At 69.0% G+C, this 13674-nt stretch carries 14 protein-coding genes; 9 read left to right on the top strand and 5 right to left on the bottom strand.

Features of this window, described 5'->3' with window-relative positions; translation table 11 throughout:
- Positions 1 to 87: 87 nt before the first annotated feature.
- Entirely contained in the window at positions 88 to 675 is a 588-nt protein-coding gene (locus J3486_RS17620; RefSeq protein ID WP_207821309.1) for a TetR/AcrR family transcriptional regulator, read from the top strand.
- On the opposite strand, the gene J3486_RS17615 is transcribed toward J3486_RS17620, so the two are convergent.
- The 4 genes from J3486_RS17615 to J3486_RS17600 form a co-directional block, all read right to left on the bottom strand.
- Positions 676 to 1005, bottom strand: coding sequence for a YrdB family protein (locus tag J3486_RS17615; RefSeq protein ID WP_207821308.1), 330 nt, complete (start codon positions 1003 to 1005; stop codon positions 676 to 678).
- Complete coding sequence (locus J3486_RS17610; RefSeq protein WP_207821307.1) at positions 1002 to 1838, bottom strand: EI24 domain-containing protein; 837 nt, start codon at positions 1836 to 1838, stop codon at positions 1002 to 1004. Before J3486_RS17610 ends, J3486_RS17615 begins: the two co-directional genes overlap by 4 nt.
- A gap of 39 nt (positions 1839 to 1877) precedes the next feature.
- Entirely contained in the window at positions 1878 to 2300 is a 423-nt protein-coding gene (locus J3486_RS17605) for an organic hydroperoxide resistance protein (RefSeq protein ID WP_207821306.1), read from the bottom strand.
- 109 nt (positions 2301 to 2409) lie between these two features.
- Positions 2410 to 3435: an NADP-dependent oxidoreductase gene (locus J3486_RS17600; protein ID WP_207821305.1), complete on the bottom strand. Its 1026-nt coding sequence runs from the start codon at positions 3433 to 3435 to the stop codon at positions 2410 to 2412.
- Between the two features lie 112 nt (positions 3436 to 3547).
- On the opposite strand from J3486_RS17600, the gene J3486_RS17595 reads away from it, so the two are divergent.
- Complete coding sequence (locus J3486_RS17595) at positions 3548 to 3985, top strand: MarR family winged helix-turn-helix transcriptional regulator (protein ID WP_229378201.1); 438 nt, start codon at positions 3548 to 3550, stop codon at positions 3983 to 3985.
- A gap of 43 nt (positions 3986 to 4028) precedes the next feature.
- Here J3486_RS17595 and J3486_RS17590 read toward each other — a convergent pair whose 3' ends face one another.
- A complete protein-coding gene (locus J3486_RS17590) occupies positions 4029 to 4703 on the bottom strand; it encodes a hypothetical protein (protein WP_207821304.1) in 675 nt (224 codons plus the stop codon).
- 212 nt (positions 4704 to 4915) lie between these two features.
- On the opposite strand from J3486_RS17590, the gene J3486_RS17585 reads away from it, so the two are divergent.
- The 7 genes from J3486_RS17585 to J3486_RS17555 all read left to right on the top strand — a co-directional run bounded on the left by J3486_RS17585 (position 4916) and on the right by J3486_RS17555 (position 13647).
- The gene (locus tag J3486_RS17585) at positions 4916 to 6076 is read left to right on the top strand and encodes a mandelate racemase/muconate lactonizing enzyme family protein (RefSeq protein ID WP_207821303.1); all 1161 of its coding nucleotides are present in this window, start codon (positions 4916 to 4918) and stop codon (positions 6074 to 6076) included.
- A complete protein-coding gene (locus J3486_RS17580; protein WP_207821302.1) occupies positions 6073 to 7077 on the top strand; it encodes a zinc-binding dehydrogenase in 1005 nt (334 codons plus the stop codon). The genes J3486_RS17585 and J3486_RS17580 overlap by 4 nt, the downstream gene beginning before the upstream one ends.
- 165 nt (positions 7078 to 7242) lie before the next feature.
- Complete coding sequence (locus J3486_RS17575) at positions 7243 to 8199, top strand: hypothetical protein (protein ID WP_307804852.1); 957 nt, start codon at positions 7243 to 7245, stop codon at positions 8197 to 8199.
- 138 nt (positions 8200 to 8337) lie between these two features.
- The gene (gene chvE / locus J3486_RS17570) at positions 8338 to 9453 is read left to right on the top strand and encodes a multiple monosaccharide ABC transporter substrate-binding protein (protein WP_207821300.1); all 1116 of its coding nucleotides are present in this window, start codon (positions 8338 to 8340) and stop codon (positions 9451 to 9453) included.
- Between the two features lie 52 nt (positions 9454 to 9505).
- On the top strand, positions 9506 to 11056 hold the full coding sequence (gene mmsA, locus J3486_RS17565; protein ID WP_207821299.1) for a multiple monosaccharide ABC transporter ATP-binding protein: 1551 nt from the start codon (positions 9506 to 9508) through the stop codon (positions 11054 to 11056).
- Entirely contained in the window at positions 11053 to 12306 is a 1254-nt protein-coding gene (mmsB, locus tag J3486_RS17560) for a multiple monosaccharide ABC transporter permease (RefSeq protein WP_207821298.1), read from the top strand. The genes mmsA and mmsB overlap by 4 nt, the downstream gene beginning before the upstream one ends.
- Before the next feature lie 192 nt (positions 12307 to 12498).
- Positions 12499 to 13647, top strand: a complete 1149-nt coding sequence (locus J3486_RS17555) for an aldose epimerase family protein (protein WP_207821297.1) — start codon at positions 12499 to 12501, stop codon at positions 13645 to 13647.
- Positions 13648 to 13674: the final 27 nt, after the last annotated feature.

The following is a 13674-nucleotide window of genomic DNA, read 5'->3' as shown; positions in this document are numbered from 1 at the left end:
GGGCGCCTCCATCCTGCACGCGCTACCTGGTAAACGGTAGGTTTCGTTATCGTGCCGTTATAAATGACGGCTCGGGGTGTCCCGGCCATGTCGTACGGTGACCGCATGAGCAGCAGCACCAGAAGCGTCAGGAGCGGGGAGCGGCGGGCGGAGATCCTGCGCGCCGCACTGGAAGTGATCGCCGAGCGCGGGTACCGGGGCGCGAGCCTGGCCGCCGTCGCCGAGCGCGTGGGCCTCACCCAGCAGGGGCTGCTGCACCACTTCCCGACCAAGGAGGCGCTGCTCGTCGCCGTCCTGGAGGAGCGGGACCAGTGGGACGCGGTGCCGGACAGCCAGTGGCGGCTCGATCTGCTGGGGTCGCTGGTGGAGTACAACGCGATGCGGCCCGGCATCGTGCAGACCTTCTCGGCGCTGCTCGGGGAGTCGGTGACCGAGGGGCATCCGGCGCGTGCGTTCTTCACCGAGCGCTACGTCGGCGTCCGCGCGTCGATGGCGCAGGTGCTGCGCGCCGAGTTCGGGGAGACACTGCCGAACGGGCTCACGCCGGAGCGGGCGGCGCCGCTGCTGGTCGCCGTGATGGACGGGCTGCAGTATCAGTGGCTGCTGGACCCGGAGTCGGTGGACATGCCGCAGGCGTTCCGGGACTTCCTGGAACTGCTGGGCGTCGAGGGGTAGTTACTGCTTCCAGTGCACGGCGAGCGCCTTGCTCACCGCGCAGAGGGCGGCGAAGGCGATCGCCCAGAGGTAGGCGCCGCTGAGCGCGAGGGCCGCGACTCCGGCGCCGAACCAGACGAGTTCGAAGGCGACGCGGGTCGCTCCGCGGGTTTTGTGGGGCGCCTTCTGGGAGCCGAAGAGGGCCCAGGCCGTGATCATCACCGCGAGGCCGGCCAGGCCCAGGAGCCAGGCGAGCGGGGTGGCGACGTCGCGGGTGAAGCCGTAGGCGCCGACCGCGCCGAGGGCGATGAGTTCTATGGCGAACAGGACGCCGAGGTTCGCTGTCTTCACCAGGTCGCTCCATGGGGAGGCGCGGCTGCCCCGTCGTCGTCCGACGCCGGGTGCTGATCATCCGTGGCCGGTCGCGCGGTGGCCCGCGTCCCGGGGGTCTCCTCCAGGTCCCGCACCATCAAGGTCGCGCCCGCCACCGCCCCCGGCATCAGGAACACCGCCACGAACGGGACCAGGAAGGCCACCGCGAGGGGGGCGCCGAAGCCCCAGGCCAGGCCCTTGCGGGACCTCAACAGGGCGAGCCGGTCCCGGAGTTCGACCTCGCGGCGCTGGAGGGCCACCGCCGTCAGTTCCTCCGTGAGGAAGAAGCCGGTGACGAAGAATCCGAGGACGGGGATCACCGTCTGGCCGACGAACGGGATGAAGCCGAGGGCGAAGAGGAGCACACCCCACAGGCCCGCGCGGAGCAGGATCCGGAGGCTGTCGCGGGCCGAGATCCACAGTTCGCGCCAGAGCGGCAGGCCGGATTCGGGGACGTCCCCGTCGCCCTCCGTCCGGTCGACCTCCTCGGAGAGGGACTCGTAGAAGGGCTGCCCGATCAACAGGGTCACGGCGGTGAAGGTGAGGACCGCGAGCAGCAGACCCAGGGCGAACAGGACCACGGTCAGGAAGCCGCGGAACAGGCCCTGCCAGGGCGACGTCCAGTCGTCGGCGAACGGGGTGGCCCAGGAGATGAAGTCATCGCCCCAGACGGCCAGGCAGACCAGGGCCGCCACGTACAGGACCAGGGTGATCAGACCGGGCAGCAGGCTCCATCCGTACTGCTTGCCGTGCTGGGCAACCCAGCGCTGCCCCTTCATCAGATAGCCGAAGCCCGCCCCGAGATCACGCATGGCGCAAACCTTACGGGACGGGCCGCGGGCCGCGGACGGTCAGACCGAGAGCGTGACCGTGATGTTGCCGCGGGTCGCCTTGGAGTACGGGCAGACCTGGTGGGCCTTCTCGATCAGGGACTTGGCGGTGGCCGCGTCCACGTTCGGGATCGACGCCGCGATCTCGACGATCAGGCCGAAGCCCTCGTCGTTCTTGCCGATGCCGACCTTCGCGGTGACGGTCGAGCCGGAGACGTCGGCGCCCTCCTGGCGGGCGACGACGGCCAGGGCGCCCTGGAAGCAGGCGCTGTAACCGGCCGCGAAGAGCTGCTCCGGGTTGGTGCCCGCACCCGAACCGCCCTGCTCCTTGGGCGGGTTGACGACGACGTCGAGCTTGCCGTCGTCGGTGGCGACACGGCCGTCACGGCCGTTCTCGGCGGTGGCTACGGCGGTGTAGACGACGTCGGACTGCGTGATGGCCATGACCGGCTCCCTCGTTCGCGCGTTACGTGAAGACACACTACGTATTTTTTCGTTAAGCGGAACGAGGTTACCGAATCATGGAATTAGACGAAGTGACCTGAGTCACAACTCAGAGCTTCACGACCATCTTTCCGGTGTTGTCGCCGCGCAGGACGCCCATGAAGGCCTCCAGGTTGTTCTCGATGCCCTCGACGACCGTCTCGCGGTACTTCAGCTCGCCGGAGCGCACCCACCCGCCGACCTCCTGCACGAACTGCGGCTGCAGGTCGTAGTGGTCGCCGACGAGGAAGCCCTCGATGCGGCCGCGGGTCTGGATCAGGCGGGCGAGGTTGCGCGGGCCGGGGGCCGGCTCGGTGTTGTTGTAGACCGAGATGGCGCCGCAGACGGCGATGCGGCCGTCCCGGTTGAGGTACTGGATGGCGGCCTCCAGGTGGTCACCGCCGACGTTGTCGAAGTAGGCGTCGATGCCGTCGGGGGCGGCCTCCTTGAGCAGCGTGTGGACGTCGCCCGTCTTGTAGTTGAAGGCGGCGTCGAAGCCGTACTCCTCCAGGAGCAGCTTGACCTTCTCGTCCGAGCCGGCCGAGCCGATGACCCGCGAGGCACCCTTCAGCTTGGCGATCTGGCCGACCTGGCCGCCGACCGCGCCCGCGGCGCCGGAGACGAAGACGCTGTCGCCCTCCTTGAAGGAGAGGGTGCGCAGCAGGCCCGCGTACGCGGTCAGGCCCGTCATGCCGAGCACGCCGAGGTACGTGGAGAGCGGGGCGGCCTCCGGGTCGACCTTGACGGCCTGCTTGGCGTCGACCGTCGCGTACTCGCGCCAGCCGAAGAAGTGCAGCACGTGGTCGCCGACCGCGACGCCCTCGTCGTTCGAGGCGATGACGACGCCGACCGCGCCGCCCTGCATGGCCTTGCCCAGCTCGTACGGGGCGACGTACGACTTCGCGGCGCTCATCCGGCCACGCATGTACGGGTCGACGGACACGTAGAGGTTCTTGACGAGGACCTGACCCGGGCCGGGCGCGGTGACCGGGGCCTCGCGCAGCTCGAAGTCCTCGGGCTTCGGCCAGCCGACGGGACGGCTGATCAGGGCCCACTCGCGGCCGGTGGCGGGGATCTGGGGGGTGTCGGCAGCCATGCGCTGATCCTTCGCGACAGAGGGGAATTGCAGGGGGAAACTATTTCAGTACCTGAAACAACCATGCGGCTGAATATTTCAGGATGTCAAGTAAGTGGGTACGCTGAAGAGCATGACCGCCAGACGTTCCGCCCGCATGGACCCGCTCACGCTCGAAGTCGTCGAGCTGATCGGATCCGTCGTCTCGCGCTACTACCAGGAGTACGAGGAGGCCGCCTCGCGGCACGGGCTCACCGGGGCGCAGGCGCGGGTGCTGAGCCTGCTCACGCTGGAGCCGCTGCCCATGCGGCAGATCGCGCAGCGGCTCAAGTGCGAACCGTCGAACATCACGGGGATCGTGGACCGGCTGGAGGGGCGCGGGCTCGTGGAGCGGCAGCCGTCCCCCGGGGACCGGCGCGTGAAGGTGGCCGCGCCCACGGACGAGGGCATCAGGGTGGCGCACGGCCTGCGGGACTCGCTCGACTTCGCGCGCGAACCGCTGGCGGGCCTGTCGCGCGAGGAACGTACGGCGTTCAGGGACCTGCTGCGCAGGATGCTCGGGGTCGACTGAGCGAGGCACCCCAACCGACCGAGGCACCCCAGCCGGACAGGCTTCAGGTGCACCACCACAGGAAGCGGTCGCACGTCTCCGAGGGGCTGGGGTTCGCCGTCGGGGCCGATGTCGTGGGGTGTGCGGTGGTGGTCGGGGCCGCCGGGGTCGACGACGGGGCGCCCGCGGGCGAGGTGGGCGCGGCCGATGTGGCGGCGGCCGGGGTCGTGCCGTCGGACGGGGAGCCGGAGTTCCGGGCGCTCTCGGTGGCCTGTGACGCGGAGGGGGTCGCGGAGGCGCGGGCCGAGGAGCGGGAGGCGGGCTCGGCCTGCGGGGCGGTGGCGGCGTCCGCGTCGGCGGAGGTCGCCTCGTCGGTTCCGGTGTCGTCCGTGTCGCCGGCGAGGTCGGGGGCGGCCTGGGCGCCCGCGCCGCCGTCACCGGGACCTTCCGTGCCGAGTTCGGCGAGCCCGAGGCCGCCGGCGGCGAGCGCGAGGCCCGCCGCGACCATGAGGACGCGGCGGCGGCGCGCCTTGCGGGCGCGGCGTGCCCGGCCGCGACCGCGTCCGCGGACCCGCGGGCCATGGACCGACTCGCCCTCGTCCGTCGCCGCGTCCTCGTCGACCGCCTCCTGGGCGGTGACGGATTCGGCGTAGGCGCGCACGGCCTCCGCGGGGGTGCCGCAGCCGGGGCAGGCCAGGGCGCCGTTGAGGTGCCTGCGGCACGGGTGGCAGTAGTCCATGACGTAGGGAGGCTAGAGGGGCAACGGTGACGGAAGATGCTCGCGCTGTGAAGCTTCTGTGCGGAAGGATGGGTTCCCGTTCCTCTCTTCCCGGATCCCCGTAGGACCCCAGTCTGTGCAGACCCATTGACACCCCCGCAGGTGCCTCCTTACTGTCACGCCAGCATTTCGAACGAGTGACGAAATATCGAACAGCACAGGGGGCAACTGCCTTGCGCATCACGGGAATCAGCACACACGTTGTCGGTACTCCGTGGCGGAATCTCACCTACGTCCAGGTGCACACCGACGAGGGGATCACGGGCGTCGGCGAGACCCGGATGCTGGGCCACACCGACGCGCTCATCGGGTACTTGAACGAAGCGAAGGCCAACCACATTCTCGGCTCCGACCCGTTCGCCGTCGAGGATCTGGTCAAACGAATGAAGTACGGCGACTACGGGCGGGCGGGCGAAATCGTCATGTCCGGCATCGCGGTCATCGAGATGGCCTGCTGGGACATCAAGGGCAAGGCGCTCGGCGTTCCGGTCTGGCAGCTGCTCGGCGGCAAGGTGACCGACAAGGTCAAGGCGTACGCGAACGGCTGGTACACCACCGAGCGGACGCCGGAGGCGTACCACAAGGCCGCGCGCGGCGTGATGGAGCGCGGGTACAAGGCGCTGAAGATCGACCCGTTCGGCACCGGGCACTTCGAGCTGGACCACGAGCAGTCGCTGTACGCGGTCTCGCTGATCGAGGCCGTGCGCGACGCGATCGGCCCGGACGCGGAGCTGATGCTGGAGATGCACGGGCGGTTCTCCCCCGCCACGGCGATCCGGCTCGCGAAGGACCTCGCTCCTTTCAAGCCCGCGTGGCTGGAGGAGCCGGTGCCGCCGGAGAACCTCAAGGCGCTGGAGAAGGTCGCCGCGAAGGTGGACATGCCGGTCGCGACCGGTGAGCGGATCCACGACCGGATCGAGTTCCGCGAGCTCTTCGAGAGCCAGGCCGTGGACATCATCCAGCCCGACGTCGGCCACATCGGCGGCATCTGGGAGACCCGCAAGCTCGCCGCGACGGCCGAGACGCACTACATGCTGGTCGCGCCGCACAACGTCGGCGGCCCGGTGCTCACCGCGGCCTCGCTCCAGGTGGGCTTCACCTCGCCCAACTTCAAGATCCTGGAGCACTTCAACGACTTCGCGGACGCCGACATCAAGAAGGTGATCAAGGGCGCGCCGCAGGTCGTGGACGGCTACTTCGAGCTGTCGCACGAGCCCGGCCTCGGGGTCGAGCTCGACATCGACGCCGCCGCCGAGTTCCCGCAGCAGCAGGCCCGGTTCGACCTGTGGGCCGAGGGCTGGGAGAAGCGCGACCCGAAGGGCGGCTCCAAGTGAGCAGCGCCGTCGTGATCGACTCCCCCGGGCAGCACCGGCTCGTCGCGCACGAGCCGGTGGCGCCCGGGGCGGGCCAGGCGCTGGTGAAGGTGCACGCGGTGGGGATCTGCGGATCCGACCGCGAGGTGTACCAGGGCAACCGGCCCGAGGGGTACGTCCGTTATCCGCTGACGCCGGGCCACGAGTGGTCCGGGGTCGTGGAGGCGGTCGGGGACGACGTTCCGGCCTCGCTCGTCGGACGGAAGGTCGTCGGCGAGGGGTTCCGCAACTGCCAGGTCTGCGACCGGTGCCACGCCGGTGAGACCACGTTGTGCACCGCCGGGTACGAGGAGACCGGGTTCACCCAGCCGGGCGCGATGGCCACGACGCTGACACTGCCGGCGCGGCTGCTCCACGTGCTGCCCGACGACGCCGATCTGACGGCCGCGGCGCTCCTTGAGCCGGCCGCGTGCATCGCCGCCGCCGCGCTGAAGGCCCAGGCCCTGCCGGGTCAGCGGGTCGCCGTCGTGGGCACCGGGACGCTCGGGATGTTCGCGGTGCAGTTCCTGGCGGCGGCCTCACCGGCCGAGCTGCTCGTGGTCGGCTCGCGGGACGAACGGGCCGCCATGGCACGGCAGTTCGGGGCGAGTGATTTCAAGCTGCGTACCGAGGAACTGCCGGACGACTTCGACGTCGTGATCGAGACCGCGGGGTCCGCATCCGCCGCGCGCACGGCGGCCGCGCTGCTGCGGCGCGGCGGGCGGCTCGTGCTCACCGGGATCCCGGCGGCCGGGGCCGACGGGCTCGACCCGACGGATCTCGTGGTGCGGCAGCTGGAGGTGCAGACCGTGTTCGGGGCCGCGCCGGACGCATGGGCGCACGCGGTGCGGATGTTCGGGGCGGGGTTGCTCGATCCGATGCCGCTCGTGACGCACGAGGTGCCGCTGGAACGGTTCGACGAGGCCATCGAGTGGGTGGGGGCCGGGGATCCGAAGGTGGGGAAGGTTCTGTTGCGGCCTTAGCTTTCGGGGCTTCGCCCCTCGTTCCCCTTCGCCGCAGGAGTGCGACTGCGTGAGCGGCCACCGGTTTCGTCGTGGCTGGTCGCCCCGTTCCCCGCGCTCCTGGCCGCGACTTCGCCCGACCTGCGTTCGAAATCTCGAACCGTGATGAGCGTAAAGGAAACTCGCGTGACCGACTCCCCCCGCCTCCCCGGCGAACCCGCCCTCTCCGCCCTCGGGCTCTCCGCCCCGGCGCAGGACCCGGCCGACACCTCCTCGCACACCTTCCCCGACGGCGGCACCTGGCGTGTCGAGATTCCGTCCGTCGAGGGGCCCGAGGCCGTCGGTGTCGTGCTCAAGGAAGCCTCTCGGCTCGACGTCCCCATCCACCGGATCAGCCAGGGCAGCGGCATCTGGATGCTGCGGGACGCCGAGATCCAGGAGATGGTCGAGGCGACCGCCGAACGCGACATCGAGCTGTGCCTGTTCACCGGGCCGCGCGGCACCTGGGACACCGGCGCCTCCGTGCGCACCGACTCCGGCGGCGCCGGACTGCGGTCGCGCGGCCACGACGCCGTCGCCGGATGTGTCGAAGACGCCGTCCGCGCAACGGAGTTGGGCGTCAAGTGCCTGCTCGTCGCCGACGAGGGCGTGCTGTGGACGCTGCACCGGGCGCGCGTGCGGGGCATCATCCCCGCCGACACCACCCTCAAGGTCTCCGCGCTCATCGGGCCCGTGAACCCGGCCTCGTACGCCGTGTACGAGATGCTCGGCGCCGATTCGCTCAATGTGCCCAGCGATCTGACGCTCGCTCATCTCACGGAGATCCGGCGGGTGTCGGGTGCCCCCATGGACATGTATGTCGAGGCTCCTGACGACCTCGGCGGCTATGTCCGGATGTACGAGATCGCCGAACTCGTGCGCCGCGGGGCCCCGTTGTACCTCAAGTTCGGGCTCGCCAAGGCGCCCTCGATCTACCCGTACGGGGCCCAGCTGCGCGACGTCACGCTCGACACCGCGCGCGAGCGGGTGCGCCGGGGCCGGCTCGCGCTCGACCTGCTGGAGCGGCACGGAGCGGCCGGCGGGATGTCCCCGCTCGGATCCCGGCTGCCCGGCGATCTCAAGCGGTTCGACACGGGCGAATAACGTTCCGGAAACACAACTTCACAGCACACAACAGAGCCGCGCACAATCCGACACACCTTCACTCGGTCAATTCCCTTCCCGCATCAGCGACTTCGCACCTCCGACCGAGCTCGCACACACACATCAAGGATGATGACCATGCGAAACCGCCGAGCCGCCCTCACCGCGATAGCCGCGACCGCCACCCTCGCCCTGTCCCTGACCGCCTGCGGCCAGGACAGCAAGGGCGGCAGCAACGAGAACAAGGGCAGCAGCAAGGGGTCCACCGTCGGTATCGCGATGCCGACCAAGTCCTCGGAGCGCTGGATCGCGGACGGCAACAACGTCGTCAAGTCGCTGAAGGCGAAGGGCTACAAGACCAAGCTGGTCTTCGGTGAGGACGACCCCGACCAGCAGGTCTCGCAGATCGAGAACATGATCACGCAGGGCGTCTCGGCGCTGGTCATCGCGGCGATCGACAACAAGTCGCTGACGAACGTCCTCCAGGAGGCGCACGACGCGGGCATTCCGGTCATCGCCTACGACCGCCTCATCCTGGACTCCAAGAACGTCGACTACTACGCGACGTTCGACAACGAGAAGGTCGGCGAGCTCCAGGCCACCTCCCTCGTCGACAAGCTGGGCCTGTCGAACGGCAAGAAGGGCCCGTTCAACATCGAGCTGTTCGCCGGCTCCAACGACGACAACAACACCAAGTACTTCTTCAACGGCGCGATGAAGGTGCTCCAGCCCTACATCGACAAGAAGCAGCTCGTCGTGAAGTCCGGCCAGACCAAGATGAACCAGGTCACCACGTTGCGCTGGGACGGCGCCACCGCGCAGAAGCGCATGGACGACATCCTGACCTCGACGTACTCCAGCGCCCGCGTCGACGCGGTGCTCTCGCCGTACGACGGCATCTCGATCGGCATCATCTCGGCCCTGAAGTCCGACGGTTACGGCTCCAAGTCGAAGCCGCTGCCGGCCGTCTCCGGTCAGGACGCCGAGGTCGCCTCGGTGAAGTCGATCCTCGCGGGCGAGCAGTACTCGACGGTCTACAAGGACACGCGCCAGCTCGCCAAGCAGGCCGTGACCATGGTCGACGACGTGCTGAACAAGAAGACGCCGGAGACCAACGACACCAAGACGTACGACAACGGCGCCAAGGTCGTCCCGGCGTACCTGCTCCAGCCGGTCGCGGTCACCAAGGACAACGTCCAGAAGGAGCTCGTCGACAGCGGCTACTACACCAAGTCCGAGATCGGCCTGAAGTAAGTCGACGGCACGCCAACCGACCGTCTCCGCACACTAGTTGAAGGGCACGACCATGGCGGGACCCGTCCTGGAAATGCGCTCGATCGTCAAGACCTTCCCGGGCGTCAAGGCGCTGTCGGACGTCTCCCTGAGCGTCCGCCCGGGCGAGGTCCACGCCATCTGCGGGGAGAACGGCGCCGGAAAGTCCACCTTGATGAAGGTGCTCTCCGGCGTCCACCCGCACGGAAGTTACGAGGGCGAGATCCTCTTCGAGGGTCAGCCCTGCCAGTTCAAGGACATCAACGCCAGCGAGAAGCGCGGCATCGTCATCATCCACCAGGAGCTCGCCCTGGTGCCGTACCTCTCGATCGCCGAGAACATGTTCCTCGGCAACGAGCACGCCTCGCGCGGGCTCATCAACTGGCACGAGACCCTCGGCCACGCGACGCGCCAGCTGCGCCGCGTGGGTCTGGACGAGAACCCGAACACCGCGGTCGCCGACATCGGTGTGGGCAAGCAGCAGCTCGTGGAGATCGCCAAGGCGCTCTCCAAGGAGGTGAAGCTGCTCATCCTGGACGAGCCGACGGCGGCGCTCAACGACGAGGACTCCGACAAACTCCTCGATCTCATCCTGGAGTTGAAGAACCAGGGCATCACCTCGATCATCATCTCCCACAAGCTCAACGAGATCCGCAAGGTCGCCGACTCGGTCACGATCATCCGCGACGGGCACACCGTCGAGACCCTGGATGTGAAGGCGCCGGAGACCACCGAGGACCGGATCATCTCGGGGATGGTCGGCCGGGACCTGGACCACCGTTTCCCCGACCGCACCCCGCACCACGCCGAGGCCGGCGCGGCGCCCGCCCTGGAGATCCGCGGCTGGACGGTGCACCACCCCATCGACCAGGAGCGCAAGGTCGTCGACGACGTCTCGCTGCACGTGCGGCGGGGCGAGATCGTGGGCATCGCGGGCCTGATGGGCGCGGGCCGCACCGAGCTGGCGATGAGCGTCTTCGGGCGCACGTACGGCCGGTACGCGGGCGGCACGGTCCTCAAGGACGGCACGGAGATCCGTACCAAGACGGTCTCCGAGGCGGTCGGGCACGGGATCGCGTACGCGACCGAGGACCGCAAGCACTACGGCCTCAACCTCATCGACACCATCAACCGCAACATCTCGCTGGCGGCGCTGGGCAAGGTCGCGAACCGCGGCATCGTCGACGAGCACGAGGAGCGGCAGGTCGCCGAGGAGTACCGCAAGTCCATGAACATCAAGGCTCCGACGGTCTTCGAACCGGCGGGCAAGCTGTCGGGCGGCAACCAGCAGAAGGTCGTCCTCAGCAAGTGGATCTTCGCGGGTCCGGATGTGCTGATCCTGGACGAGCCGACGCGCGGGATCGACGTCGGTGCCAAGTACGAGATCTACACGGTCATCGACAAGCTCGCCGCCCAGGGCAAGGCGGTGGTCTTCATCTCCTCCGAGCTGCCCGAGCTGCTCGGCATGTGCGACCGCATCTACACGATGGCCGCGGGCCGCCTGACCGGCGAGGTGCCGCGCGGCGAGGCGACGCAGGAATCGCTGATGCGCCTGATGACGAAGGACAAAGAGGTAGCGCGATGAGTACGGACGTGACGAAGACCCCGGCGGCGGCCCCGCCGGGCAAGGGCTCGGGCGCGAGCGCGGAGGGCGGGCTGCTCGGGCTCGGCGGCCTGGTTGTCGAAGGTCTGCGCCGCAACATGCGCCAGTACGGCATGCTGATCGCGCTCGGCCTGCTCATCGCGGTGTTCGCCGTGTGGACCGACGGCACCCTGATCACCCCGCACAACGTCTCCAACCTGGTGCTGCAGAACTCGTACGTGCTGATCCTCGCGATCGGCATGATGCTGGTGATCATCGCGGGCCACATCGACCTGTCGGTCGGTTCGCTGACGGCGTTCGTCGGCTCGACGGCCGCCGTGCTGATGGTCAACAACGACGTCTCCTGGCCGATCGCCCTGATCGTCTGCCTGGTGATGGGCGGCGCGGCCGGCGCGGTGCAGGGCTATCTGATCGCGTACGGCGGCATACCGTCGTTCATCGTGACGCTGGCCGGCATGCTGGTGTGGCGCGGTCTCACCGAGATCCTGCTCAAGGGGCAGACCCTCGGCCCGTTCCCGTCCAGCATCGGTGACCTGGGCAACGGCTTCCTGCCGGAGGTCGGCCCGAACACCAACTACCACAACCTCACCCTGCTGTTCGGCATCCTGCTCGCCGCCTCGGTGGTCTGGCAGGAGGTGCGCGACCGGCGCCGGCAGAGCGAGTTCTCGCTCGACGTGGTGCCGCGCAACCTGTTCATCCTGAAGCTGATCGCGATCGTCGCGGCCATCGCCGTGGTCACCCTGCTGCTCGCCAGCTACAAGGGTGTGCCGATCGTGCTGCTCATCCTGGGCGCCCTGGTCGTCGGCTACGGCTACCTGATGCGCAACTCGGTCTTCGGCCGCCACATCTACGCCATCGGCGGCAACCTGCCGGCGGCGAAGCTGTCCGGCGTGAAGGACAAGAAGGTCACCTTCTACGTCTTCCTGAACATGGGCGTGCTCGCGGCCCTGGCCGGTCTGGTGGTCGCCGCCCGGCTGAACGCGGCCTCGCCGAAGGCCGGCCTCAACTTCGAGCTGGAGGCCATCGCCGCGTCGTTCATCGGCGGCGCGTCCATGAGCGGCGGTGTCGGCACCGTGCTCGGCGCGATCATCGGCGGTCTGGTCCTCGGCGTGCTGAACAACGGCATGAACCTGCTGGGTGTCGGCTCCGACTGGCAGTCGGTGATCAAGGGCCTGGCCCTGCTCGCCGCGGTCGGCTTCGACGTCTGGAACAAGCGCAGGGGCGGGCGCTAGACGCTCCGCCCGGACCCCGGGCGGACGGCTCGTCCGGGAACCCGGTCGGGCCGTCCCCCGGCCTCGGCCGCGTCGTGGTTGCTCGCGCAGTTCCCCGCGCCCCGACGGGGCGCACCCCTGCACGACCGGTCCACGGGCGCGCCCGTGGACCGGGCACCCTCACCGCACCTTCGTCGACTGGAGAGCCGCTTCATGAGTACGAGCAGACGTGCAGTTCTGGCCGGGGCCGCCGCCGCCGGGATCGCCATGACAGCCGCGGGCACCGCATCGGCCCACGGACGCAAGGCCCCTTCCAAGGAGCTCTTCGGCAAGCTCGCCGACGGCACGAAGATCTACCGGTGGAGCCTGGAGAACGGCGGGACCCGGCTGAAGGTCCTGTCCTACGGCGGCATCATCCAGTCCCTGGAGATACCCGACCGGCACGGCCGGTACGCGAACGTCTCCCTCGGCTACGACAACATCGCCGCGTACGTCGCCGGCACCACCTTCTTCGGCGCCACCATCGGCCGCTACGGAAACCGCATCGCCAAGGGCCAGTTCACCCTCGACGGCAAGAGCTACCAGCTCTCCGTGAACGACGGGGTGAACTCGCTGCACGGCGGCGCCAAGGGCTTCAACACGAAGGTCTTCGACATCGAGGGCTTCGTCTCCGGCTCGGACGTCGGGCTGCACCTGTACTACACCTCGGTCGACGGCGAGATGGGCTACCCCGGCACGCTGAAGACCAAGGTCACCTTCACGCTGACGTCGGCCGGCGACTGGCGCATCGACTACGAGGCCACGACCGACAAGGCGACGGTCGTCAACCTCACCAACCACACGTACTACAACCTCGCGGGCGAGGGCAGCGGCTCGATCTACGACCACGAGCTGACGATCGCCGCCTCCCGCTACACGCCCACCGACACCGGTCTCATCCCGACCGGCGAACTGGCGAAGGTCGCGGGCACCCCCTTCGACTTCTCCCGGTCCAAGCTCATCGGCAAGGACATCCGGGTCGGCCACACCCAGCTGGTGACCGCCAAGGGCTTCGACCACAACTTCGTCCTCGACAAGGGCGTCACCGCCAAGCCGCAGCACATCGCGACGCTGCGCGACCCGAAGTCGGGCCGCACCCTGAAGATCGCCACCGACCAGCCGGGCCTGCAGTTCTACTCGGGCAACTTCCTCGACGGCACCCTGGTCGGCCCGTCGGGCCACACCTACCGGCAGGGCGACGGCCTGTGCCTGGAGACCCAGCACTTCCCGGACTCCCCGAACCAGCCGTCATTCCCGTCCACCGTGCTGCGGCCCGGTGAGACGTACCGGACGACGACGGTGCACTCGTTCAGCGCCTCCTGAACACTCCCGCACCACAGGCGTTGAACG

It is taken from the genome of Streptomyces sp. VRA16 Mangrove soil (assembly GCF_017377775.1).
Classification (GTDB): domain Bacteria; phylum Actinomycetota; class Actinomycetes; order Streptomycetales; family Streptomycetaceae; genus Streptomyces.
Note: the sequence above shows the minus strand (reverse complement) of the source record. Positions and strands in the feature narration are given on the sequence as shown.